This is a genomic window from Guopingia tenuis (assembly GCF_014384805.1).
Taxonomy (GTDB): Bacteria; Bacillota; Clostridia; order Christensenellales; family Christensenellaceae; genus Guopingia; species Guopingia tenuis.
The window spans coordinates 226,215-251,063 of record NZ_JACRSS010000003.1; the positions used below are offsets into that span (position 1 = coordinate 226,215).

General features: G+C 55.0%; 20 protein-coding genes and 2 tRNA genes. 4 read left to right on the plus strand and 18 right to left on the minus strand.

The window, feature by feature from the left end:
* Nucleotides 1-140 precede the first annotated feature (140 nt).
* Entirely contained in the window at nucleotides 141-1,238 is a 1,098-nt protein-coding gene (locus H8693_RS07685) for an NADH:flavin oxidoreductase (RefSeq protein WP_249280487.1), read from the minus strand.
* A 140-nt stretch (nucleotides 1,239-1,378) separates the two neighbouring features.
* Here H8693_RS07685 and H8693_RS07690 point away from each other — a divergent pair, with 140 nt between their 5' ends.
* Nucleotides 1,379-1,738, plus strand: coding sequence for a helix-turn-helix domain-containing protein (locus tag H8693_RS07690; protein ID WP_249280488.1), 360 nt, complete (start codon nucleotides 1,379-1,381; stop codon nucleotides 1,736-1,738).
* A gap of 185 nt (nucleotides 1,739-1,923) precedes the next feature.
* Here the strand turns inward: H8693_RS07690 and H8693_RS07695 are convergent, their stop codons facing one another.
* From H8693_RS07695 to H8693_RS07735, 9 genes are all read right to left on the minus strand, one after another.
* Nucleotides 1,924-2,538 carry a DAK2 domain-containing protein gene (locus H8693_RS07695; protein WP_249280489.1) on the minus strand — a complete coding sequence of 205 codons (615 nt, stop codon included), beginning with the start codon at nucleotides 2,536-2,538 and terminating at the stop codon, nucleotides 1,924-1,926.
* A gap of 14 nt (nucleotides 2,539-2,552) precedes the next feature.
* Entirely contained in the window at nucleotides 2,553-3,551 is a 999-nt protein-coding gene (locus tag H8693_RS07700; RefSeq protein WP_249280490.1) for a dihydroxyacetone kinase subunit DhaK, read from the minus strand.
* A gap of 216 nt (nucleotides 3,552-3,767) precedes the next feature.
* Entirely contained in the window at nucleotides 3,768-3,998 is a 231-nt protein-coding gene (locus H8693_RS07705) for a hypothetical protein (protein ID WP_249280491.1), read from the minus strand.
* A 79-nt stretch (nucleotides 3,999-4,077) separates the two neighbouring features.
* On the minus strand, nucleotides 4,078-5,247 hold the full coding sequence (locus H8693_RS07710) for an ABC transporter substrate-binding protein (protein WP_249280492.1): 1,170 nt from the start codon (nucleotides 5,245-5,247) through the stop codon (nucleotides 4,078-4,080).
* The gene (locus H8693_RS07715) at nucleotides 5,222-7,396 is read right to left on the minus strand and encodes an NHLP bacteriocin export ABC transporter permease/ATPase subunit (RefSeq protein WP_249280493.1); all 2,175 of its coding nucleotides are present in this window, start codon (nucleotides 7,394-7,396) and stop codon (nucleotides 5,222-5,224) included. Before H8693_RS07715 ends, H8693_RS07710 begins: the two co-directional genes overlap by 26 nt.
* An 8-nt stretch (nucleotides 7,397-7,404) precedes the next feature.
* Entirely contained in the window at nucleotides 7,405-9,531 is a 2,127-nt protein-coding gene (locus H8693_RS07720) for an NHLP family bacteriocin export ABC transporter peptidase/permease/ATPase subunit (RefSeq protein ID WP_330605736.1), read from the minus strand.
* A 12-nt stretch (nucleotides 9,532-9,543) separates the two neighbouring features.
* A complete protein-coding gene (locus tag H8693_RS07725; protein WP_249280494.1) occupies nucleotides 9,544-10,449 on the minus strand; it encodes a biotin/lipoyl-binding protein in 906 nt (301 codons plus the stop codon).
* Between the two features lie 50 nt (nucleotides 10,450-10,499).
* Complete coding sequence (locus H8693_RS07730; RefSeq protein ID WP_249280495.1) at nucleotides 10,500-11,018, minus strand: RNA polymerase sigma factor; 519 nt, start codon at nucleotides 11,016-11,018, stop codon at nucleotides 10,500-10,502.
* Nucleotides 11,019-11,175: 157 nt separating this feature from the next.
* Nucleotides 11,176-11,400, minus strand: a complete 225-nt coding sequence (locus H8693_RS07735; protein WP_249280496.1) for a hypothetical protein — start codon at nucleotides 11,398-11,400, stop codon at nucleotides 11,176-11,178.
* A gap of 517 nt (nucleotides 11,401-11,917) precedes the next feature.
* On the opposite strand from H8693_RS07735, the gene H8693_RS07740 reads away from it, so the two are divergent.
* A complete protein-coding gene (locus tag H8693_RS07740; protein ID WP_249280497.1) occupies nucleotides 11,918-12,376 on the plus strand; it encodes a superoxide dismutase family protein in 459 nt (152 codons plus the stop codon).
* Nucleotides 12,377-12,517: 141 nt separating this feature from the next.
* Here H8693_RS07740 and H8693_RS07745 read toward each other — a convergent pair whose 3' ends face one another.
* From H8693_RS07745 to H8693_RS07755, 3 genes are read right to left on the minus strand one after another with little or no spacing between them, the layout of a single operon-like run.
* Nucleotides 12,518-15,538 (minus strand): restriction endonuclease, encoded by a 3,021-nt coding sequence (locus H8693_RS07745; protein ID WP_249280498.1) that lies wholly within the window; start codon nucleotides 15,536-15,538, stop codon nucleotides 12,518-12,520.
* Nucleotides 15,538-17,499: a site-specific DNA-methyltransferase gene (locus tag H8693_RS07750; protein WP_249280499.1), complete on the minus strand. Its 1,962-nt coding sequence runs from the start codon at nucleotides 17,497-17,499 to the stop codon at nucleotides 15,538-15,540. The genes H8693_RS07745 and H8693_RS07750 overlap by 1 nt, the downstream gene beginning before the upstream one ends.
* On the minus strand, nucleotides 17,500-18,276 hold the full coding sequence (locus H8693_RS07755) for a hypothetical protein (RefSeq protein WP_249280500.1): 777 nt from the start codon (nucleotides 18,274-18,276) through the stop codon (nucleotides 17,500-17,502).
* Nucleotides 18,277-18,608: 332 nt separating this feature from the next.
* On the opposite strand from H8693_RS07755, the gene H8693_RS07760 reads away from it, so the two are divergent.
* Nucleotides 18,609-19,307 carry a hypothetical protein gene (locus H8693_RS07760; protein ID WP_249280501.1) on the plus strand — a complete coding sequence of 233 codons (699 nt, stop codon included), beginning with the start codon at nucleotides 18,609-18,611 and terminating at the stop codon, nucleotides 19,305-19,307.
* Between the two features lie 183 nt (nucleotides 19,308-19,490).
* Here H8693_RS07760 and H8693_RS07765 read toward each other — a convergent pair.
* Nucleotides 19,491-19,564: transfer RNA gene (locus H8693_RS07765), tRNA-Gln, on the minus strand.
* Nucleotides 19,565-19,753: 189 nt separating this feature from the next.
* Nucleotides 19,754-19,830, minus strand: a tRNA-Val gene (locus H8693_RS07770).
* 232 nt (nucleotides 19,831-20,062) lie between these two features.
* Here H8693_RS07770 and H8693_RS07775 point away from each other — a divergent pair.
* Nucleotides 20,063-20,587 (plus strand): DUF4364 family protein, encoded by a 525-nt coding sequence (locus H8693_RS07775; protein ID WP_249280502.1) that lies wholly within the window; start codon nucleotides 20,063-20,065, stop codon nucleotides 20,585-20,587.
* 152 nt (nucleotides 20,588-20,739) lie between these two features.
* On the opposite strand, the gene H8693_RS07780 is transcribed toward H8693_RS07775, so the two are convergent.
* From H8693_RS07780 to H8693_RS07790, 3 genes are read right to left on the minus strand one after another with little or no spacing between them, the layout of a single operon-like run.
* Nucleotides 20,740-21,015, minus strand: a complete 276-nt coding sequence (locus H8693_RS07780) for a hypothetical protein (protein WP_249280503.1) — start codon at nucleotides 21,013-21,015, stop codon at nucleotides 20,740-20,742.
* Nucleotides 21,016-21,019: 4 nt separating this feature from the next.
* Nucleotides 21,020-22,126 carry a bifunctional folylpolyglutamate synthase/dihydrofolate synthase gene (locus tag H8693_RS07785; RefSeq protein ID WP_249280504.1) on the minus strand — a complete coding sequence of 369 codons (1,107 nt, stop codon included), beginning with the start codon at nucleotides 22,124-22,126 and terminating at the stop codon, nucleotides 21,020-21,022.
* 24 nt (nucleotides 22,127-22,150) lie between these two features.
* Nucleotides 22,151-24,799, minus strand: a complete 2,649-nt coding sequence (locus H8693_RS07790) for a valine--tRNA ligase (protein ID WP_249280505.1) — start codon at nucleotides 24,797-24,799, stop codon at nucleotides 22,151-22,153.
* Nucleotides 24,800-24,849 lie beyond the last annotated feature (50 nt).

A 24,849-nucleotide genomic window follows, 5' to 3' on the forward strand; every position in this document is an offset into this window, starting at 1 on the left:
TTCGTGTTATAGAACACGGAAAATTCACATACGTTGGTGCCGCCCCGGTGTTCGCGGCTCGCGCTGGGATAGATGGAAAAGGAAATGGCGTAAATTCCCTGTTCTGTTCATCCGGATAAAACTCCCTTTCCCTTTGCAGGTCATCCCTTTTCCGTTCGGCGGCGTTCATGGAGAATCCGCCCCGGGCATTTGGCCGGATTGATCCGCCACTGGCAGGCTTTGCAGTCCAGGCAGCGCCCGGTATCCCGGCCGGCTGCGGCGTCCTTTGCCCAATCATAGTTCACCAGCACGCCCCGGCCGATATCCACCATATCCACGCCGGTTTCCCGGAGCACGCCTTCCGCGTCCTCTGCCGAACGGATGCTGTTCACGGCAAACACGGGAATCCCCACCTGCTTTTTGATTTCGCCTGCGCCATAGATCACGTCCTTATAGGGGAAATCCGGCGGTGCAGCCGGTTCATCCTCGCCGTTGAAGCCATAGGAAATATCCAAAAAGTCCAAACCGGCCGCCTCCATCTCCCGGGCATGGGCGATGCCGTCGGCCAGCGTTGGCTCAAAGGCTCCCAGGCGGATCCCGATGATATAGTCCGGCGATGTCGCCGCCCGGATGCCGCGGTATACCTCCAAAGCCAGGCGGCTTGGTTCTCTTCCATAGGCGTCCTGCCGCCGGTTGATCCGGGTGTTGAAAAACTGGCAAAGCAGATATTGATGACAGCCGTGAATCTCAATGCCGTCATATCCGGCGGCAAAGGCGCGCCGTCCCGCCTCTACAAACTGTTGTTTTACCTGTTGAATCTCCTCTTCGGTCATGGCCCGCCCTATTTTTGCTTTTCCGTTCTTCTCGCAGGAATAGTCACTGGGGCAGAGATTTTCCTCCCCAATGCTCATAATCCCGGCATGGTGCAGCTGGATAAAAATCGGGCAGCCTTCATTATGCGCAGCATCCACGATTTTTTTCAGGCCCTCTATCTGTCCGTCCTCCCAAATGCCCAGCTGGTCCCCGCTGAGGCGGCCTTCCCGGCTGATGCAGGTGGCCTCCTGGATAATCAGGCCGGGGCCGCCCTGGGCAATGGCCCGGTAATGGGCAATATTCTTTTCGCTGACCCGCCCTGTGTCATCGCTCCAGGTATAGCAGACCAGGGGCGGCACGCAAATCCGGTTCTTCAGCTCCAGACCCTTTAGACGAAACGGTGAAAACAGTGTTTCCATTTGTGCATCTCTTTCTTTCCCCTGCATTTTTATCCTCCTCTTTGTTTAAAACAATTTTCTCTATAAGACCTTATTTTTATTGGTCTTTCAGATGATATGAAATTGTATGGGTTCGCGTATAATAAAACATAATACCATAGTATTTATTGGAACGCGGGGATCAAACGTTGCCAGATAATCAGAAAAACCAAAACTTCCCAAACTTTGGAAAGAACGTACATCAATATCGAAAGCTCCGTGGCTATACCACAGAAACGCTTGCCGAACTGGCAAATCTTTCCCGTACCTATCTCTGCGATCTGGAATCCGGGAAGAAAATGGCCAGCCTGCAGGCCGCCTATCGGCTGAGCGTCGCCCTGGTTGTTCCGTTGGATACGCTCCTGTTTGGCGACGCAGCTGATCTTGCCAGCCAGGCTAAGCGCCAGGTGTTAAAGGATACCATCGACCTGCTTACGGATGCCGAGGCCGAGTGCGTTTTTCGCATGGTCAACGATATTCTGCCGCTGACGCGCCGTCCGGAAAAATGAGAGGCATCTATGCTCCATGCACAAGGTTCTCTTTCACCCCTTAAGCCGCATAAGGCCGTATTAGCGTGAGAAAGCCATACCTTCTCTTCTGGCGCGCTGCGCTCCGCATGCGGTATTTTTATTTAGCAAAAACCCGGCGAAATCCCAAAGATGCGCCGGGTTTAGTTTTGCTTTTGGCAGGCCGCTCAAAGAATGCCCCGCGCCACCAGGGCGCATAGTGCCGCGCCGCCGTCCATATTCTCCCGGGCCCGTTCACCGATCCAACGGGCGCGTCCAGTTTTTGCCAGCATGCCGCAGGTCGCCTGGGCTCCCTTTTGGGCAGCCTCCGCCCCGGCGGCAAAAGCCGCCGCCAGATCGCCGCTTTGGGCAAATTCCGTTTCCACGGCTTCCGCCATAGGCACCAGAGCATCCAAAATTGTCTTATCTCCCACCTGGGCCTTGCCCCGGGCCATCATGGCATCGGCAAACTGCCGGGGAACTGCCGCCAGCTCGGCGTCGCCCACCTGCTCCTTGCCCTTCCATGCCTTGGCAACCGCCATAATGCCGCTGGAAACCAACGTCCCCATGGTGGAGGGAGCCGCTTTATTGCAGGCCATGGCCACCTTCATGAGAAGCATTCCCAGATCCGCCCCGGCCTCTGCCCGGGCCGTTTCCGCCATGGCACCGGCGGCGCTGTCCATGCTGGCACCCAGATCGCCGTCGCCCGACTGCCCATCCAGCCGCGCCAGCTCCTCCACGTTTTCATGGAGCAGGCCCGCCAGCTTTTCGAGAAATTCCTTTACTTCTTTTGCCGTCACCATCGCGCTCCCCCTCCTCACACGCATACAAAGGGCGTGCGGCCCGGCTTGTTCAAAAGCTCTTCCAACTGTTCATCCAGGGCGAAGGCCGTGAGAGACGCGCCCTGCATTTCCATGGACGTGGCAAATTCTTCCACAAACACACGCTTAATGGCGATGCCCTTTTCGTCCATAATTTTTTTCACATCGTTATAGAGAATATAAAGCTCCTCGCGGGATGTGGCGCCCAGTCCATTCACCAGCAGGGCCACTTCACTGCCCGCTCCAAGGGAAAGATCCCCCGTCACTTTTTCCACAAGCACCTGAGCGATTTCTGCGGAGGTCCGCATTTTGCCCCGCTCCACGCCGGGTTCGCCATGAATGCCCATGCCAATCTCCATCTCGTCGTCCCCAATCTCAAAAATGGGGGCCGCCGCACCCGGAAGCTGGCAGGATGAGAAAGCCACGCCCATGGTGGCGATGCGTTCGCAGGCCCGGCGGGTCACCTCGCAGACCTCCTCAAGCGACGCGCCCGTATCCGCCATAGCGCCCGCGATTTTATAGGCAAAGAAGATTCCAGCCACGCCCCGGCGGTTTTCCCAGTCGCTGCGGGGGCCGGAGGCCACGTCGTCCGAACCTTTGATGATCTGGCAGGGAATATCCTCAAATTGCAGCATCTCGCTGGCCATTTCAAAATTCATGGTGTCCCCCATGTAGTTTCCAAAGAGGAACAGAATCCCCTTGCCGCCGTCGACAGCCCGCGCCGCGTTCAAAATCGCATCGCTGCTGGGGGATGTGAACACATTGCCCACGGCTACACCATCACAGAAGCCCTGGCCCACGAAGCCCAGGAAGGTGGGCAGATGCCCATATCCGCCGCCGGTGACAATCGCCACTTTGCCTTCCACGGGAGCTTCTTTGCGAACCACTGCCCGCGTGTCGTCCCCGGCAAATTTGAGTTGGTCGCCGTGGGCGGCAATGATTCCCTGCAGGCTTTCATCCACAAAAGCCGCCGGATCGTTCATAACTTTTTTCATATGCATACCAAACCTTTCTAGATTTCAACCAGACGCCGCGAAACCTGCTGCCTTCGCCCAAACGCCCCCGCGTATCCGGTTTTTTCCTTGTGGCTTTATTATAGCAATCCGCCCGGGGGTTGTAAAGCTCTGCCCAGCTCCCGGCTTTTCGTTCTCCGTCTCCTCCGCTTCCAACAAAAAACCGCCTTTCGGCGGTTTTTCGATGTTCCGCTGATTTCAATTATCGAAATCATAGGAGGTTCCGCATTTTTTGCATCTTGCATAAAATTTCTTTCCATCCTGGGAAACCCCGGTCACGGTAAAATCCAGGCACCCGCATTTCCCGCATTTCCATTGGATCATTCTATCAAAGAACCCTGTTCCCTTGGCGATCACTACGCCGCCGGCGGCCTCCTGAAGCTCTTCCTCGCTCAGTTGCTTTCCCTTTTCGTCAAAAAAGTTTGCCATTACCATATCCTCCTTTGTTTTTCTTTCTGTTTTTATATACGAAAGCCTCTGCAAAACTATCTCAATCTTTTCCAAACAATTACACATCCAGATGCACAAACCTTCCGTTCTTTAAAACCAGATATTCATAGGCATATGAGGTTTCCGGGTCATAGGTAAGCTCGGGCAGTCCCGTCAGAAGATCCCCAACGATTTCTCCCGCAACGCCTGAAGCATTCTCTGCACCGGCGCGAATATTCGCGCTCAAGGCTGCGTTGTCTCCCGAATAGTTTTTCAAAATAAGATTGGCAAGATCATAGCCCTGGACGGCCTCATTATCCGGCTCTTCCCCATAGGCCGCCTGGTATCGTTCCACAAACGCCTGATAGGCCGCGCCCCGTTCCACGGGGTAGGCCGCGGGCATCACTATTCCCTCGTCCTCCCGGATGAGATCCAGCGTGTCCTGGCTGGAGAGGGTAAAGGAAGCGATCTGCCGCGCTTCGGGAAGCAGTTTCCTGATGTTGGCCAAAATATCCGCCGCCCAATAGGAGCGGTAATAGGGAACATAGACCGTGTCCACATCCAGGTTGCTCCAATTCTCCATTTCCGCCATAAACTCCGAGGTCGTGAAAGATTCGCTGAGGGAGCCTGCCGTCCGAATGCCGGACAGCACCGCCATACGTTCAAAGGCCAAAACCTGCTCCCTTTCAAATTCGGTTCCGCTATATAGACAGCCCACGCGCTTTGCGCCCGCCTTCCGGGCATAGAGGGCCGCCGCACAGCCCAGATGTTCACCGCTCAGGGAAAATGGAAAAAAGGTGTCGTATCCCTCTTCCGCCGTCTTGGCATAGGAGCCCTGCACGGCAAAAAAGGCCTTCTGGTTCTCGTTCATGGCCCTGGCTGAAGTGTCGATCACCTCATAGTCCTGCATGGAGACGACTGCCGTGATATCCGGGTTTTCTGCCAAAGCGTTGTTGATCTCCAGGGATTCCTCATAATCATCCGCGTCGCTGTAGATCTCCACGCTGGCCCGATACGGCCCGCCATATTCCGCGATGGCCAGTTCCATCCCCTTTTGATAGCAGGAAACATTTAAATCCATATCCCCGCGGCAGACCAGGGCGATGCGGATGGCATTCGGGTCGGCCTGCTGTGCCGCCTGCGCACAGCCCCCCAGGGAAAAGGCCGCCGCTCCCGCCAAAAGGAGCGCCGCAGCCCGCCGCCCGGCGCCGGATAGTTTCTTTTTAAATCTGCCGAATCGCAAAATCATAAAACAACCCTTTCTTTTCCATTAGCTGCTCATAGGTTCCCTCTTCTGCAATGCCGCCGTTGTCCATCATGACGATGCGGTCGCATTGCCGGACGGTGGAAAGACGATGGGCAATGGCGATGCGCGTGCAGCCCAGGGCCGCGATATTCTCGGCCACCTGGTTCTGGACGATGTTATCCAGGGCGCTGGTTGCCTCGTCAAACAGCAGCACCTGGGGCTTCCCCACCAGGGCCCTGGCAATCAGAATCCGCTGTTTCTGGCCGCCGGAAATCCCGCCGCTCCCTTCGCTCACCATGGTCATCATGCCCATGGGCATAGCCTCGATATCCTCGGCAATTCCCGCCAGCCGGGCGGCCTCCCATGCGTCGTCCATGGTGCTCCAGGGAGCCGTGATGGTGATGTTGGAAAAAATATCCCCGGAGAACAGCTTGCCGTTTTGCAGGTCTACCCCGATCTTCTGCCGCATGCTGCGCAGGTCAAAGTCCTTAAGATCCTCACCGTCATAATATACGGCGCCGGTTTCCGGCGTTTCAAACCCAATGAGCAGGCGCATCAGCGTAGATTTTCCGCAGCCGCTCCGGCCCACGATGCCCACATATTCCCCCGGAGCCACATGCAGGCTGAAATTTTTCAGCACATAGGGAAGATTCTCCCCATAGCGGAAGGAGACGCCGGAGATCTCCACCTCGCCCTTCAAGGCGACAGCCTGCTTTCTTCCCTCGCTCACCTCCGGCTGGGCCGCAAAAATCGGGCGGACATTTTCCTCCAGAGACTTCAGGTCAGAAATCTGCGCCACCACGCCCGAGAGAGACAAAAGGGCGGCGCTTACCATGCTGTATGCCGCGGAAAACGCCATGTAATCCGAAACCGAAACCCGGCTGGTTCCGGCGGTGAAATAGAGCAGAATTGTCCCGCCCAGGGTCAGCGCACCGGAAATGGCAGTATTCCATTTCAAAAATAACGGCGGATTATAGGAAATTTTTCCCTCCTGGGCATACAGCCCGGCCCATTGGGCAAAGGCCCGGCGCTCTGCCCCGGCCAGCTTGATTTTTGAGATGCCGCCGAACAGGCTGAAAACCATGCCGTTCAGCTTTCCGGAAATCCGTATCCGCTTCTTCATCTGCCGGGTTTGGAGCAGCGTCGAAACTATGATAAAGGCCAGCGTGGCTCCGATGATGAGCAGCCCCGGCCCCACCAGCGCCGGAGCATAAGCCGCCATCTGGGAGATATAGACAAAGGAAAACAGCGTGGAAAGCCCGGTGGTGAGGACGGCATCCGATAAGATCCGGACGATGGTGCTGATGCTGCCCACCCTCTGGGCCAGATCCCCTGCCGAATATTCCTTGAAAAAGGAAGCGGGCAGGGAATAGATGCGGGCCATGGCCGCGCTCTGGGCGGCGGTCTCCAGCTTATCCGAAAGGCGGGTCAAACAGAGGCTTCGGATGATGCTGAAAAGCAGGCTGGCAACCGTCGCCCCCAGCAGCAAACCCGCCGCCGGGAGAATATCCCCCTTGAGGCCGCCGGGGATGATGCTGTCAAAAATCAGCTTGTTGATGAGGGGAAGAACCATCCCAAGCAGGCTCACGGCCGCCGCCCCCAGCACCACCAGCAGGATATCCGCCAGAGAGATGCTCTTTTTCATGAAAAGAATCAGATCCAGGAGCTTCAGGGGCCGGGCCGGAAGGGCCTGATAAAAGCAATAGGCATCTGCCCGCAGATTCTCCGCCGTCTTTTCCCGGATTTTGATTCGTTCTCCGCTCGCCGGGTCCCGGTAGCTGTATCCCATAAAATCCGGCAGCAGGGCCACCGGCGTCCCATCCAACAACCGCCCCAGGAAAGGGCCGGAGGCGTCTTTCCACCAGGCGCCCGAAAGCTCCACCCGGCGGCGCATCACCCCGGTGGGCCGGAGGATATGCTCCATGCGCAGATTTTCCTCTGAGATCTCCTCTGGCGCAGGGGCTGCCTCGATCTTCCAGAACCACAAAATATCCAAAAGCGCCTGGTCGATCTCCCGTTCCCCCTGGGGGGCATACCGGGGCCGGCGTGTGTGCCGCCCGCCTCTATCGAAAATTGAAAGCAGCTGCGAGAGGGCTCCGGGCATGGCATCCGGCTGCCGGCTGTTTTTTTCTGCTGCGTCCCGCTGTTTCATGCGCCCTCCTAACTCTTTACCAAGGCTTCATATTTCCCATGGGCCGCCATCAGCTCCCCATGGGTCCCCCGTTCACAGACCCGCCCTTCGTCCAGAACGATGATCTCCTGGCAGTCCCGGATGGTGGAAAGGCGGTGGGCAACGATGATGAGCGTGATCCCCCGCGCCTTGATATTCTCCATGATCTTCTGTTCGGTCCGGGCGTCCAGCGCGCTGGTGGCCTCATCCAGAATGAGAATGGATGGATTGGTCACCAACGCCCGGGCAATTTCCAGCCGCTGGCGCTGTCCTCCGGAAAAGTTCTGTCCCCCCTCCCGAAGGATGAGTCCATATCCCTCCGGCCGGGCGACGATATCCTCGTGGATCTCCGCCGCCTTGCAGGCCGCCACCACCTCCGCCTGAGAAATCCCAGGGTCCCACATGGTGATGTTGTTGGCCACGGTGTCCTCAAAAAGAATAATCTCCTGATCCACTACGCTCAGGGACTTAGGCAGGGTCCCCGGCGGATAGGCCCGCCGCGGCTTTCCGTCCAGCAGGATCTCCCCCTGCCATGGCGTATACAGCCCCGCGATCAGCTTGGCCAGCGTCGATTTTCCGCTTCCCGACGCGCCCACAAAGGCCACGCTTCCTCCGGCCTTTACGTCCATGGAAAAATCCTTCAGAAGCGGATCGGAAAGGGGGCTATAGCCAAAAGTGATATGCGAAAGCTCTATATCCCCCCGGAGTTTTTCCCCGGGCTCTTCGGCAAAATCCGCCGGAACGTCTGTTTTATATTGAAGAACATCCTCCACCCGCTCCATCTGGGTCCGCATTTCAACGAGCGTCGTCCCCACACCGGAAAGCTCCTGCACCGGCGCCATGAAGGAGGAAAGGAACCCCTGAAACGCCAAAAGCATGCCGATGGTAAAATCCCCTTCCATAATAAGATAGACGCCCAGCATCAGCACTGCGGTATTCGCCAGCTCCTGCACAAATTGGGGCAGGATAGAATAGTATTGATCCGTCTTTTGAAACTGCATCCGGCTGTTATGCGCCCGGGCCGCCGTCCCGCTCCAACGCTCGAAAAAGCCGTTTTCCGCGCCCGCCGCCTTCACGCTTTCCACCATGTCAAACCCGGCCGCCGTGACGCCGGACAAAATCCCCATGTCCCGCTCGATGACCCGCCCGGCATTCACACGCCGGCTGCTCACCAGGCGCATGGTCACCAGATTTATGAGCACGGCCCCGATCCCCACCAGGGAGAGCAGGACGCTGTATTGCAGCATCAGAATCAGATAGAGCACCAACAGGCAGATATTGACCGCCACAGGCGCAATTTTTGCCACAAGAGAGAAAGCGATCCCCTCGTTGCTTCCCTGGCGCGAGGCGATATCCCCCACATACCGCTGGGCAAAAAAGGAAACCGGCAGACGCAGCACATGCCACATAAACGAGGCGCTGGCAGAAACCGCCATTTTCCCCTGGATTTTCAGCCAATAGCTGTTCTGCACCGCCGCCGCCACAAACTGAAACACCAGAACCGACAGCATGACAATCACCAGCGGTTCCAGCCATTCCGGGTTTTTCCCCGTCAGAATATTGTCCATAAACAGCTTGGCAAACAGGGAGATCCCCATGGAGACCGCTGCGCTCACCAGCGAACAGAGCATGATAAAAATAACCGCTCCGCCGCTGCCCCGCAGCCGTTCCCTGGCAAAGCGCAGTGTGCTGGCCGGCTTTCCCTCCTTCGTAAAACCCTCCGCGGGCGCAAAACACAGAACAATGCCCGTAAAAGCCCTGTCCAGTTCTTCCAGGCTGACGGTAACACGTCCCCGCGCCGGGTCGTTCAACACGGCCTTGTTCTTTTTAAATCCGCAAAGCACCACAAAATGGTTGAAATTCCAATGCAGAATCACGGGGAAATCACATTTCCGAAGGTCCTCAGTTTCCATGCGATATCCCGCCGCCTCCAGAGAATAAGAGCGGGCGGCCCGCAGAATATTGCGGGCGTTGCTGCCGTCCCGGGAGACGCCGCAGTCGGCGCGCACCTTTTCCAGAGCAAGCCATTTTCCGTGATAGGCCAGCACCATGGCTAGGCAGGCGGCGCCGCATTCCAGCGCCTCCATCTGCATGATAACCGGCACCTTCTCCATCATATGCTTCCCCCCTCAGGAGCCCAGCAGAAGCTCATAGGCCTTCTGCTCCTTAATCACCACCAAAAGGTCGCAGGCCGTTCCCGTTGTGATGTCCAGGTCGTTCCCCTTGGCATTCGACCACCGGGCCGCATTTTTGGCATCACCCTTGGAGGCGTCGACGGCAATGGAAACCCGCACTTCCACATTGTTTCCCTCCTCCATAACTTCCTGCACATACCGCAGATCTCCCACAGCCGCCAAAATATCCCCTTCGGTGACCGGATATTCTCCGACCTCCGTGATATAGCCGTTCATATAGCCCACCTCTTCCCGGTTGGCATAAGACGGACATGCCTGAACCTCCATGCCCTTTTCCAGCCGTTTGGCCGTATCCTGGGGCACATAGCAGAGAATTTCATAGGTGTTGGTACCCTCTTCCATGCGGGCCAGGCTGGCAACCGCGTCCCCCGCGTTTACCATGTCTCCCAGATGCTTGGCATCCAGCACCACGCCATAGACCTCGGAGCGGATCACGCTGGCATCCATCAGCTCCTGTTGTTTCGCCGCAATGGCGGCCTCGTCCGGCTCCGCCGCATTTTTCAGGCTCTCGAGTTCGGCGGCCAGCTCCGTCTGCTCCACCACCGCCAGGATATCATGGGGCTCCACAAAATCCCCCACTTCCACCCGCATATCCTGAATGCGGCCGCTTTCCCGGGCCTCGGCCGCGACAGTTCCGTCGCCCGGGAACACCACGCCCCGGATATCCAATGTATCCGGGATCGTCCCCACGGCAAACCATACCACAGCCGCTACCACGACTGCTAGAAACGCGATGAGTACGCTCCATATCCCCGGATGTGTCACCTTGATATATTCATCCAGCCGCTCCGGGGAAGAAACCGACTCCAGCGACCTTTTTCGGAATAAATCTTTCTTCATCTTTCTCTCTCCATGAAAAAATGGCGATGCCTATTTGCAGACCCCGCCATTTACAATTCCCGCAGCTCATCGGTTTGCAGCTTCTTTAGCGTCCGGCCTAAAACCGTTCCCACGGTACTTTCCTTCATTTGAAGCAGCTTTGCAATCTCCCGGTTGGTATATCCTTCAAAAAAACGATAGTAGACGATCAGCCGCTCCCGCTCCTTGAGCTTCTGCAGTTCCCGGTAGAGAGCCTGTCGTTTGGGCGACGCGATGCGCTCCAGCTGTTCTTCAAAGTCCACCGACGGCTCATAGCCCGTCTCCTCGTCATCCAGCGAGGTTTCGATTTTCCGGGAACGATAGAAATCGATGAGCGTATTCTGGGCAATTCGATAGATCCAGGTTTTCAGCTTTGCCTTTCCCTCGTCAAAACGGTCCAGATTTTTCGCCACCTTGAAAAACACTTCGCTTACCAGATCTTCCGTATCCTCCCGGGAAAGCAGGCGGTAAAAAATAAAGTTATAGATTTTTGGAAAATATTCCGCATAAATTTTCTCAAAATTCAGTGGCGAAAATGTTTCTTTGTGCATTCCGTCTACCCCGGGATCCACGCCCAGCTTTTCAATGAAATAGGAATGTATAAAAATACACTCGGTTTAAGTATTCAAAGTTGTTCTTATTATAATAAAAAATATTCCAACATTCAAGCTGGAATATTTGGCCTGTTTTCACATGCTTCAAAAAGCATCATGACTCCCCTTTTTCCTTCGCGTTCTTCCCGCGGAAAAAATCCTCCTTCCGCGGCGCACCCGCGGCATTCACAAAGGTAAGCTCCTCCTCATCAAGGGCCTGAAGCTTTTCTTTTTGTATTTTGCTTAAAAGCCGTTCTCCAAAATCCGTATCTAGAGAAAAATCCGCTTCCGCCAAAGCCTCTCTCTTCCCATGCAAAGGAACCAACCGCTGCCGTTTCATTTCATCTCCCCCTCTTCCGGCATATTCCGCCTTATACTTTTTATAAGTAAATACGATGTATTTTTCGAAATATCTCAAAAAAATTGAAATTTTGAAAAAAATAAGCTGTCGGGAAAATCATCTCGCATATAATAACAGATATCCAGAAAGAGCATACAAAAATGGCGGAAATTCGCAAAAAAATGGATAGCGAGCGGCAAGAAACGGAATCTCTCCGGCGTTCAGAATCTTTCGGACGATGCGCTAGGGAACGTAGACGGCGGCATCAAAATCTATACAAAATCTCTTTGGTATGGACCGGGTTATCTGGTCTGCGGCAGTTGCGGCAGTAAAAGTTGGACGATCATCGGCGCGCGGGAACCAAATCGGCTACAGTTGCGCTGCGATAAATGCGGAAGAATTTCGCGGGAAAAGATCAACACCTGATCGACCAAAAACGCTTCTATAAAAAAACACGGAATAAAAACCGTGCTTTTTTTCGTGCCGGGCGCATATAGTTTGAGGGAGGTGATCCATCATGACAGAATTTTGCTATGGCCGTCCGGTTGCCATTGCCCGGCTCCAGGGAGGCCCGGAAGCCCCGCGCCTTTCCGGCACGGTGACCTTCTTCCCCGCCGACACGGGCACCATTGTCGTCGCCGATGTGGCTGGGCTTCCCGTGGGAAACGGTCCCTGTGCTTCCGGTGTTTTTGGCTTCCATATCCATGAGGGAACCGCCTGCACCGGCGAGGAATTTGCAGATACCGGCGGCCACTTTAATCCCGGCGGTTGCCCGCATCCCTATCACGCCGGGGATCTGCCGCCCCTCTTTTCCAGCAATGGGCAGGCGTATATGGCCGTGCTCTCCGGGCGCTTCCGCATCCCGGAGGTTCTTGGCCGCACAGTCGTCATTCACAGCGGGTCGGACGATTTCACCACCCAGCCCGCGGGCAATTCCGGCAAAAAAATCGCCTGCGGCGTCATCCGGAAAGTATAAAACGGCAAAAAAGACCCTTTCCTCCTGAGGAAAAGGTCTTTTTTATCTGGTATTTCGCGTCAGGCTTGGGACAATCACTTCCGGGGTGCATCCATCCATGGAATCGCTGTTTTTAATAAAGGGCGGCCGGAGGGCGCCGCATCATTCCCGCAATCCCATCCGGCTGCACAGCTCCTCAACGCTGGCCGCCGTGCAGAACCTTATCTTCCCCCCGGGCATTCCGGAAAAGAACTTCTTTGCGCAGCAAAACCGGGCCGCCTGCACCGGCGGTATCTCCAGCACCTCCCCTGCGCTTCCTGTTTCCACAACCGCAAAAACAAGCTGCCCTGTTTTCTTTTGAAACACAATGGCCCAGTCTGGTGTATATCCCCCCACCGGCGTCGGGATGGATATCTGCTCCGGCAGCTTCGCATACGCCAGCACTTCCGGCGCCGCATCCAGATCCTCTGCAAACCGCCGTTCTCGTGCGCTGTCCAAAAAGACATAATCCTGCACAGCCTTTTTGGCACGGTATGCTCCCTCCAGGCTCCGGGGCATCCCCTGCGTGAACACCGCGCTGTCATATGTATCCGTCAGCGGATGATAGGCTATGCCCTCCGCCGCCAAAGCGGCCTTGATTTCCAGAACCTTCGGAACCGCCCGCGCGATAAATTCTTCGGGGTTATTCCGGAATAAGGCGAGCTTTTCCGGCAAAAGCCCTTGCAATATTGCCGCCGCCGTCCGGCGGGTCAGGGCAGCGCCTCCGGCAATTCGGCCCACCAGATCATAGGCAGTCCGGCTGTTTTTGCCGTATTCCAGCGCCCGCACCTGCGTTTTGCCGCGTTCAAAGGATCGATCCCCCTCCGCCTTTTGCCTTCCCGTAACCGCCCTATACTGCGGCTTTGCAACCTGCAACTTTTGGTTGAGATGCGCCGCCGCTTTACGAATCAGCTCCCGGCTGTCAAAAGAAATGGTATACGCATAGGTATGGCGGAGCTGTTCCCAGAGGGGCCGGAAATTTTCAAAGTTTTCATTGAGCGGGTTTTCCCAGAGCTTGGTTTCGCGCCCATCGCCAATCATACCCTCCAGCGCGTCCTCATCCATCGCCGCCACCAGCGCATGAATCCCTTCGGCCAGGGCGTTCAGCTCTCCCGGTAGAGGGGCCAGCGCATGCCGGGCCGCGGCCTCCCGGTAAATGTCCGTCACCTGGCATGCGGCATCGATATAGCCGTTTTGCAGAAGATATTTCTCGATCCGTCCGGCCATCCCTTCGTTTATCCGGATCGGGTGATCCCCCGCCAGTATCGATTTCCCTTTGAAATATGCCTGGGCAGCGGCCGGGCGCCGGTCATACAGCGCCTCTCGGATATCCGACTGCAGCGCCGCAGCAAAACTCCGATAGCTTTCGCTGGCGATTACCGTGAGCACATTGATCTCATGCACCGCTTCCCCGCAGCTCTCGCTGTCCATGCGGTCGCCATTCTGGTTGACGCAGAGGCGCAGCCCCCGCCCCACCTCCTGGCGCTTGGCGGTCTGGCTGTCGGAATCCTTGAGAGTGCAGATCTGAAAGACGTTGGGATTGTCCCACCCTTCCCGCAGGGCGGAATGGGAAAAGAGAAACCGCGTAGGCTCGGAAAAGCTGAGCAGACGCTCCTTGTCCTTCAGAATGAGGTCATAGGCGGAGACGTCATCGGAAAACTCGCTTCCCCGGCCCGGGCGGCTGTCGATGCTCCTCCCCGTCCTTTTGTCGATGCTGAAATATCCGGCATGGGCCGCCGCAGCGTCGCCGCAGACCGTCCGCAGATACCGCTGATAGGGGGTATCTTCCGGCCGGAGTCTTTCTTTCCAAATGCTTTTATACTCCTCTTCAAAAATCTTTCCGTATTCGCCCAATACGGCATGTCCCTCCGCGTCGTAGTCCCGATATTTGGCGACCTCGTCGATAAAAAAGAGGGAAAGGGGTTTGACGCCCATGTTGAAGAGCTTTTCCTCCTTCTCAAAATGCGAAAGGATGGTTTCCCGAATCTGAATGCGCCGCATGTCCCTGGGAGATACGTCTCCCACCGCTTCGCCCGCCCGAAGCTTCGTGCCGTCCGTAAAGACTGCGGTTCCCCGGGCCGGGTCAATTTCCGAGAGGACAAGCCCCTTATACTGCTCCATCCCTCCGGATTTGCGATATAGGCTGTCTCCGGGGCCAAGGATGCGGGTTTCCCGGCGGATGGCTCCCGAACGGCGTATTTCCATCTCTATCCGGGCCTGCGGCGGCTTGCTCTTGGAAAGCAGAATCTGCTCCAAATAGAGGTATCCGTCCGCTCCCCGGAGGCCACCTACCTCCAGCCCCTTCACCTCGATTTTTTTTACCAGCCTCTTTTGAAAGGCATCCAGTGCATCCAGTACATAGATAAGGTTATGCTTCTCCCGATGGGTGGCCGAATAGTTGAGGGAAAAGAGGGGATTGAAGTTTTCCAATGCCCGGCGGGTCACCGCTCCCCCCATTTTCTGCGGCTCATCAAGAATCAGAATGGGGCGGCAGGCCCGGATCACATCGATGGGACGCCGGGAACAAAATTCCTCCCGGCCGGCATAGATGATCCGCGCCTCCTTGCTCCGCCCATTCTCTTTCCAGGAGGAGGCAAATGCCTGGGTATTGATAATCATTACGTTGATGCCCGGGCTTCCCGCAAAGAGATCCAGCTGGTTCAGCCTGGCGCTGTCGTATACAAAAAAGCGGGCCTTTTTCCCATAAAGCTCCATAAAATGGTCCGCGGTGATCTCCATGGATTTCCGGACGCCCTCCCGGATGGCGATGCTGGGCACAACGACGATAAACCGGCTCCATCCATACCGCCGGTTCAGCTCAAACATCGTGCGGATATAGACATAGGTCTTGCCCGTTCCGGTTTCCATATCGATATCCAGGCTGCACCGGCCCAGCCCCCTTTTCAGGGCATGCGAGCCGTGGATGCCGTTTTCGCTCTGCACGGCCTGAATATTTGCCAAAAGCTGTTCATCCGAAAGCTCCACGCTCCTGTTTGCAAATCCGCCGTCCTCATCAGCCCCATAAAGACCGGCTTCCCCGCCGGCATAGCGCGGCGGTTCCTGGCAGCTCTGCCCCGCAAAAACCCGGACTGCTGCCGCCACGGCATCGGCCTGATAGGGCTGCTGCTTAAATTGAAATTTCATCACAGCACCTTTCTGACCGTCTGGGGGCTATAGGCCGCAAAGATCTGCTCAAAATTGGCAGCGACGCTGTCGCTGGCCATAGAGCTGTCCCGCAGGACGAAATGCCGCGGCCGCTTCCCGGCGATCTCGCGGATGGCTTCTTCGGTGACATCCGCATCAAAACAGGCCATAAGCTCTCCCTCCGCGACGGTGAACACCCGTTTGCCCGCCACGGTGCTTTCCTCAATTTTGCTGGAAAGCAGGATGCCCAGTTCCAGCATCACCTGGAACAGCAGGTCCTCCGGCGTCCGGTCCTCCTTGATGTTGTCGGCAACGGAATCCAGCAGGCCGGGTTCATAGGCATCGGGAGTGTAATAGACGTCTTTCATATTGGTGGTATCCAGCTTCAAAACCCGGAAGCCGCGGTCCAAATCCCCCTCGATGTGTTCCGCCGTCCGGCGGATCCGTTCCTTTCCCGCCTCGCAAATGTTGGAAAATCCCCGGCGCCCCAGCGGCGAATTTTTCCCGCACGCTTCGGGCAGCTGCACCATGATATACCGGCGCCTGCCCCCGTCCTCTGCATTTGCCAGCATTACGCCATGGGCCACAGTCCCGGAGCCGGAAAAGAAATCCATTACGATATCCTCCCCCGAAGTGAAGGCCAGAATATGCTCCCGGCAGATCTCCGCCGCCTTAGGCGTGTCAAACGGGACGCCGATTCCGCTGAGAAAGGCGGTGTCGCTGCCGCCGTAATACAGCAGCGATGGGATGTTCTCATAGAGATTTTCTTTCAAAAGATATTTGCTGTTGGGAATGGTCGTCTCGTCCTTTCCGAAAAGAATCTGCCCCGCCTTCTGCATCCTCTGCATGGTGGCGGAAGGGTTCCGCCATCCCCGTTCGGGAACCGGGCAGGGCTTGCCTGTGACAGGATGAATGAGCGGGACGAAATAGTCCTCCGGCGCCTTCTGCTTGTTGGGCCATGCCATGGAAACCGCCCGGTATACGTCGCCGTTTTCATCGATTTTATGATAGGCCCTCTCCCCGCCGGAAAAATCCGGCTGGCTCCGCATCCATATGCCGAAATCCCGGTTGGCGTCTTCCAGGGTATAGGATTTTGACAGCTTTGCATAGAGCTGCCCCGCCTTTTTCAAAATCGCCGCAGCATTTTTCTTGGGCCGCTGCAGCCGGTTGTTTGCCAGAAACGGCTCCTTTTCCTTGGCGTATACCAGAATATATTCATGCTGGCAGGAAATCCCCTGGGCATCCCCCTTGGGGTTTCTCTTATCCCAGACGATCGTCCCCAGGTCGTTCCTTTCTCCAAAAATCTCCTGGCAGATCTTTTGCAGGTTGGCGATTTCGTGTTCGTCCATGTTGATGAGAATGGCGCCGTCCTCCGCCAGCAAGTCCCGGGCCAGCTTCAGCCGCGGGTATATCATATTCAGCCAATCCGAATGGAACCGGCCGCTGCTCTCGTTGTTCCGGCGGAGATCAAACAACAGGTTTCCCTCCGCATCGTGCTGCCCGCTGGCCTCGGCAAAAGCGCCGTATTCCATGGCGAAGTCGTCATGATAGACAAAGCTGTCCCGGCCGGTGTTATAGGGCGGATCGATATAGATCATCTTCACCTTGCCCAGATAGGTTTCCCGCAGCAGCTTGAGCACATCCAGATTATCCCCCTCGATATAAAGGTTTTCCGTGCTGTCGAAATCCACGCTCTCCTGCCGGCAGGGGCGCAGAGTCATAGCCGCCGGAGTATTCGCGAGCAGAATGGATCGCTTCTTGCCCGGCCAGGTGAACTGATACCGCTCCTCCCCTTCCTGAAGGACGGGAGAAAGCTCCTGGCGGAGCATAGCAAAATCTATGCCGTATTCCATGGCGCCGTTTTCCCCTTGCCGCTCCACCAGACAGCCGGGAAACAGCTCTCCCAGTTTCTTTATATTTTCTTCTATTTTGCTGACCGAATGCATCCTCAGCCTGTCCATCTATGCTCCTCCGAAAAAATCGCCCAGCGCGATGGTGTCGATATATTCTGCCCGTTCCTCTTCAGGGAAAAATGCAAACCGCTTCAGCCGGCGGATATCATCAAAATAAGGATTCTTTGTTCTCCGGTTATAAACGATTTGAAAATCTGTCCCAATTTTTTGGGCAAACCGGGCAATTAACTTGAAATTTGCAAAATCCCGGGCAAAAGGCTGCCATTCCTCCAGCTCAATATAGGAGCGTTTCAATTCATAGACACAGGCAGGCTTCCTATCCTTCCATGCGATCAGATCGATGTCGCTGGCCGTTATATTTCCAAGATTCTCCCTCTGCCAAATATGAAATGCGCTTGCCGCTCGGTCGTTCAGCTCTTTGGAAGTTTCGCCGCCTTCCGGGAGCGGATCTCCCTTTACCCCGTTTCTCTCAAAAAGCTGTTTCAGCGCATTTATGCCTATAACAGTGTGGCGGAAAGGATACTCCATATATTGGACTTTATCCAGCGGCCAATCCCGGCAATAGCGAACCACCCGGTATTCCAACCCGGTTTTCCTTGCAAACCTGGCCGCCAGCTCCATCACGCCGCGTTCCCGGGGCGTGATATCCATATTTTCGTATCGCTCCTCCGGCACGGCTGAGATGACGAGCAGCAGCCGAGGAATGCTCTCGGGATCCCCATATACCATCAACCATATATTCTCTTTTGCCAGCGTATAGCCCGGCAGCTTGTTTTTCTCGATATATTCATACATCGCGTTTGTCTGGTAATATTTTTCTTTCAATGGTTCAGCTCCCACCACTTTTTTCGTTGTTTTTATCCAATTCTATTATAGCACATACCACAATAGAAAGCTTCTTTGTATTCTTTTCTCGAAGCATCCTCTATAAAAGCATATGGAAAGTTCTCCTGGGTTACCGCATATCATCTCGCCTCCATCCTCTAATCTTTGTAAAAATGTCTCTTCGTCTGAATAGCTCATTTGACCATCTCCTATATTAAGGCTATAATAATTTATAAATTTTACTTCCTCTTATCTTTCTTTCATATAATTTATGTATTGTAATTTTCGAAAAGTTACCCCCGAGCTTATGTGTATTGAAAGGGAGAAATATAGTGAAACGAAAGACTATTTTCCTATTCGCTTTGCTTTTTGTTCTTTGCAGCGTTATATCCGGATGTTCCAATTCCACACCAGAGGCCGTCATAGTTAATTTGTTTCAAGCTCTCTCCGACCATAAAGATCAGGAAGAATTGTGGGCTTTTTGCCCGGCAGAGCAGCTGTTTGAAGGGTATACCCCCCGTGCGGAAATGTCGTCTACAAATAGCCCGCCGCCCGAAAAATATCGTCTTGATTTTCAACAACAGCTTCTCGTTAAAGTAACTAGTCTGTTATATGAAGATACCGGCGGATATGATTTCTGGCCGCCGGAAATAGACGATCCAGCTGCTATTCCACCAGAAGAATATGTATTGTATACGAACTCCATGGTTGCCCATATCGAAACGCCGATAAAGGTTATCCGCTGCGATTTTCCCTTATCCGAAGACAGCGAAAAATACAATTATACAAAAGATATGTGGAATCAATATGCGGATTCTTATCAGGCAGAGGATTCCACCGAACGCGTCATATTGATAGAATATAAAGGGAAAACATACTTAATCGGATGTATCTTAATTAAATACAATGGGGATTGGGGAATTGTAGAACTCTACTCCTATACTTTGTCAATGTCCGATGGAACGCCTTGCATTCCCATGAGCGAGGAAGAATACAATCAAAATATGGAAAACAATTGGGAGTCATATTAAATTTCCTTCTATGGAGTATCACCATTCAGAAACGGCGAAAAGTAAATAGCTCATCGGATTGCTTAAGCCACTTTTAGAGATAGTTAAAGAAACGGCAAAGTTATTTGCAAAAATGTTAGGAAGCATACTTGTGAAGGCAAGAAAGAAAAAAGTCGATAAACCACATGGTTATCGACTTTCTTTTGGCAGCGGAACTAGGATTCGAACCTAGACAATACGAGTCAGAGTCGCAGGTGCTGCCGTTACACCATTCCGCTATAGCCAGAAAAATATTTCCCCGAAGTGTCGTCTGCCCCGTTTTTGTAACCCGCCAACTCGGCAGGTGGGTGATCTGCTGGCGCCTTTGTGCTCCTGCGGCAATGCAGGCCTGCATCCCCGGCTTCAGACGCGAAAACCCGTTTACAATCTGTGGGTTTAAAATCGAAGCATAACTAGCACCCCAGGTTTGGTGGGATTAATTGGGCTCGAACCAACGACCTCTACGATGTCAACGTAGCGCTCTGACCAGCTGAGCTATAATCCCATGCGCAACTACTATTATACACACCTGTTCAGTTTTTTCAAGTTTTTTTTGCGCATTTTTATAAAAAATTATGCACGCCGTTTTTTCCTTTCCCTGTGGTGCTTTGAAACAACTGCGCGAATCCGCGGGAATTTTTAGATTTTTTGTGAATCTTACATTCCTTTGATCCAAAACGCTTCTATATGTGGTATACTATAAGTGAAACTATATGCCATATATTTGGAGTTGTTTTATGGAAAGCAGCAAAAACGCAATTGCGAAAAATAAACTCGCTATTCTCTATATTTTAAATAAAATGGATATCCGCCTTTCGGATACCCGGCTCATCGAAGCGGCGGATACTCTGGGCCTGATGGATTATTTTGACCTGAATTCCGCCCTCCATGACCTCACGGAAAATCAGCTCGCCGATATGTCGACCTCCATCAACGGCACGTTTTATCAGATCACCGAGATGGGAAAAAACACGCTGGAATTTTTTGAAAAAGAGCTTCTCATGAGCGTGCGGCAGAAGATCGCCGCCTACTGCGAAGAAAACCGGGAGCAGTTCCGGCTGGAAAGCCAGCTCTTTTCCGAATATATCCGCTTGGGCGAACATCAATACCGGGTCAACCTCAAAGTACTGGAAAATGATATCGCCGTATTTGAGCTGAGCTTTTTCGCCTCCACCAAGGCCGAGGCGGATAAATATGTCCAGGGCTGGAAGAAAAAGGCTCTGCTGGTCTATCAAAAGACGTTTGAAAACCTTTTGTCATAAAACAAAAAAGGCGGGGTTCTCCTGTTTATCGCTTTTGTGAAATGCAGAGAGAGCCAGAATACACCTATATAGCAAATGGTGCGGGATGCCGCCCATAATGTTATTTATTCCTTCAACGCAGCAGACCAAAAAAGGTTGTTCTCGCTTTTTTGTCATGACGAAAATCCGGCCATGCTTCCATCCCGGCTGGATACGCCGCCGGGCTGCGGTTTACTCAATTTTCTTTTGTCATGGCCGCGAATCCGGCTAAGGGCTTCCGGTGTTTTCTTCTGCCCGCCTTTTCCCCTCCCCGGTCGGGCGTTAAATTTTTCCCTCAGCTTATATGAAAAAAGGCCGCAATCCCAAAAGATTGCGGCCTTTTGCAGAATTTCTGCGAGTCGCTCGTATTCCGCGAACCATGCAGACCCAGCCGTTCCTGTCTTTTTCAAAGCCTCACTGGCTCTGCAATTTTTTCAGAAGTTCCCCCGCCAGATAGAAGGAGCCTGCCGCCACCAGCAGGGCATCCTGCCGGCGGGCCTTTTTTTGTGCCTTCCAAAAGGCTTTTTCCCAGTCTTTTTCCCGAGTACGGGGCAGACCACGGAACACGCGGGAAAGCTCCCGCACGGGGCGGCCGCGCCGGGAATCCACCTGGGTTACTACCACGCTCCCTCCCCGCTTTTTCACAATCTCCGCCAGCCGCGAAACATCTTTCTCCTGCATAGCCGCCGCAAGAAGCACAACAGGTTTCCCGGGAAAACGGGCGTCCAGCGTATTCACCAGCTGAGCAATGGCATCCTCGTTATGAGCGCCGTCGATCAGCAGGTTCTGCTCGGGGAAATACTGGGTGCGGCCGGGAATCACGGTCTGCTCCAAACCGGCCCGGATATGCGGTTCCTCCACATAGATACCCACCTGGCTCAGGGCGCACACGGTTTCCAGAGCCACGCAGGCGTTGAGGGGCTGCTTTTCCCCCAGCATGCGGATGGAGAGGCCGCGGTATTCCCGGTAGTCGAAGGTATCCCCATGGCGGACGATATCCTCTTCCCGAACGTTCACCAGCCGGGCGCGGGCAAACTGGCAGGCCACCTCAATGCTGCGCTGGACGGAGGGGGCCTGTTCCATGTTGATCACCGTTCCTTCATGCTGGATCGTGGCACATTTTTCCAGGGTGATTTTTTCCAGGGTATCTCCCAGGATCTCCATATGATCCATGCCAATGCGGGTCAAAACATTCACATCCGCATGCAGCCCGGTCACCGGGTCATAGCGCCCGCCCAGGCCGGTTTCCATTACCGCCGCCTCCACGCCGTTCATCCGGAACCATGCCAGACAGGCGTTCAAATAGGTATGAAACAGCGTCTTGCCTGGATTTTCCTCCATCAGCCGCCGCATGGTTTCCCGGGGAATTTCCTGCCCGTTGATGGATATGCGCTCTTCTTCCCGGACAAGGTGCGGGGAGATAAACAGCCCGCATTTATAGCCCGCGGCCTGCAAGATTCCCGCCGCAAAGGCCGCTACCGACCCCTTTGCGTTTGTCCCCGCCACCTGTATGATCTTCATGCCCTTCCTCTCTCCCGCGCTTTCCTATTTCTGCAGCGCCTCCACGGAGGCGATCCGCTTCTCGACCTTTTCCAGCATATCCGTATATTTTGCCAGCTTGGCCCGTTCTTCCTCCACGACCTTGGCGGGCGCCTTGCTCACGAATTTTTCGTTGTTCAGCTTTCCGCCGGCCCGGGCGATTTCGCCCTCCAGGCTCTTCTTCTCCTTCAAAAGCCGCTCCATCTCTTTTTTGACGTCGATCAGCTCGCCCAGGGGCAGGAACACCTCACCCATGGGAACCACGGCGCCCGCCGCATTTTCCGGCTCAGGCGCTCCCGGCGCGATGACCTCCACCTCGCTGGCATAAGCCAGCTTCTTCAAATAGGCTTCGGTGGCATGCACCATATCGGCCTTCTCCGTGCGGAGAATGATCTTCGCCTTTTTAGACGGCGGAACATTCATGCCCGCCCGGGTATTGCGGACGCTGCGCACCACCTCCATGATCTCGCCCATGCTCTCCTCTTCCCCGGGGAACACCAGAGACGGCTCCGCCGCCGGCCAGTCCGAGATCATGATGGATTCGCCCGCGCCCAGCATTTCCGTGTATATTTCCTCGGTAATAAAGGGCATAAAGGGATGCAGCAGCTTGAGGGCGTTTATGAGAACATAGCGCAGCACCTGGCAGGCCGTCTTCTTTTCCGCCGCATCTTCGCCATAGAGGCGGGACTTGGCCATTTCAATATACCAGTCGCAGTATTCGCTCCAGATGAAGTCATAGACCTTCTGGGCAGCCAGACCCAGCTCAAACTTCTCCATGTTATCGCTCACGTCCCGGATTACCTGCTGCAGCCGGCTGACGATCCACTGATCCGAAACATCAAAATGCTCGGGCTCCAGGCCGCCCGCGAAATCCTCGGGCAGATTCATGGCCACAAACCGGGAAGCGTTCCAGATCTTGTTGGCAAAGTTTCCGGCGGCGTTGACCTTCTCGTCGTAGTAGCGCATGTCGTTTCCAGGGCTCACCCCTACCGCCAGGCTGAACCGCAGGGCGTCCGCACCATATTTCTCGATGACCTCCAGCGGATCGATGCCATTGTTTAAGGACTTGCTCATCTTGCGCCCCTGGGAATCCCGGACAATGCCATGGATGTTGACATACTTGAAGGGCGCCTTGCCCATAACCTCCATGCCGAAGGTGATCATCCGCGCCACCCAGAAGAAGATAATGTCGTATCCCGTCACCAGGACGCTGGTGGGATAGAAGAAATCCAGCTCCGGCGTCTTGTCCGGCCAGCCCAGCGTGGAGAAGGGCCAGAGCCCGGAGGAGAACCAGGTATCCAGCACGTCCTCATCCTGGTGGAAGTGTGTGCCTCCGCATTTTTCGCAGGTTTTCGGCATTTCCCGCGCCACCGCCATCTCGCCGCATTCGTCGCAGTAATAGGCGGGAATCCGATGCCCCCACCAGAGCTGGCGGGAAATGCACCAGTCGCGGACATTTTCCATCCAGTTATAATAAATTTTATCAAACCGCTCGGGGATAAACTGCACATCCCCTCTGCGCACGGCCTCAATGGCCGGTTTTGCCAGCTCCTTCATGGAGACGAACCACTGGCGGGACACCATGGGTTCCACAGTGGTATGGCAGCGGTAGCAGGAGCCTACGTTATGGGCATAGTCCTCTTTCTTCACAAGAACGCCCGCCGCCTGTAAATCCGCCTCGATAGCCGCCCGCGCTTCATAGCGGTCCATGCCCTCGTATTTTCCGGCGTTTTCGTTCATCTTGCCGTCGTCGGTCAGGACGCGGATGATGGGCAGATCATGGCGGGTCGCCACCTCAAAGTCGTTGGGATCGTGCGCCGGCGTGATCTTGACGGCGCCGGTCCCGAATTCCCGGTCCACATATTCGTCCGCCACCACGGGAATCGGCTTGTCAAGAAGCGGCAGAATGACATTTTTGCCCACGAGATGGGCATACCGCTCGTCCTCGGGATGGACGGCCACCGCCGTATCTCCCAGCATGGTCTCCGGCCGGGTTGTGGCCACCACAATGCCCTCGCCGCCGTCCTCGGCGGCATAGCGGATATGCCAGAGGTGCGAGGCCTGTTCCTCGTATTCCACCTCCGCATCCGAAAGTGCCGTCTGGCAGTTGGGGCACCAGTTGATGATGCGGTTGCCGCGGTAGATCAGGCCCTTTTCATAGAGGCGGATAAACACCTCTTTGACGGCCCGGGAGCAGCCTTCATCCATGGTGAACCGCTCCCGCTCCCAGTCGCAGGAGGAGCCCAGCTTTTTCAGCTGCGACACGATGCGGCCGCCATACTGCTCCTTCCATTTCCAGGCGCGCTCCAAAAACGCCTCCCGGCCGATTCCCTCTTTTGTGAGGCCCTCTTCCGCCATCTGGTTTACAATTTTCACTTCGGTTGCAATGCTGGCGTGATCCGTGCCCGGCAGCCAGAGGGCGGCATAGCCCTGCATCCGGCGGAACCGGATGATGGCGTCCTGGATCATCTCGTCCAGCGCATGGCCCATATGCAGCTGTCCCGTGATGTTGGGCGGCGGGATCACAATGGTGAAAGGCTTTTTCTTCTCATCCACTTCCCCATGGAAATAGCCCCGCTCGGTCCAGCGGGCATAGAGCTTGTCCTCCACCTGGCGGTGGTCATAGGCTTTGTTTAGATTTTCTTTGTCGATCATATGGTTCTCCCTCCCGGTTTTTATCATAATATATTTCATGGTTTGTTCAA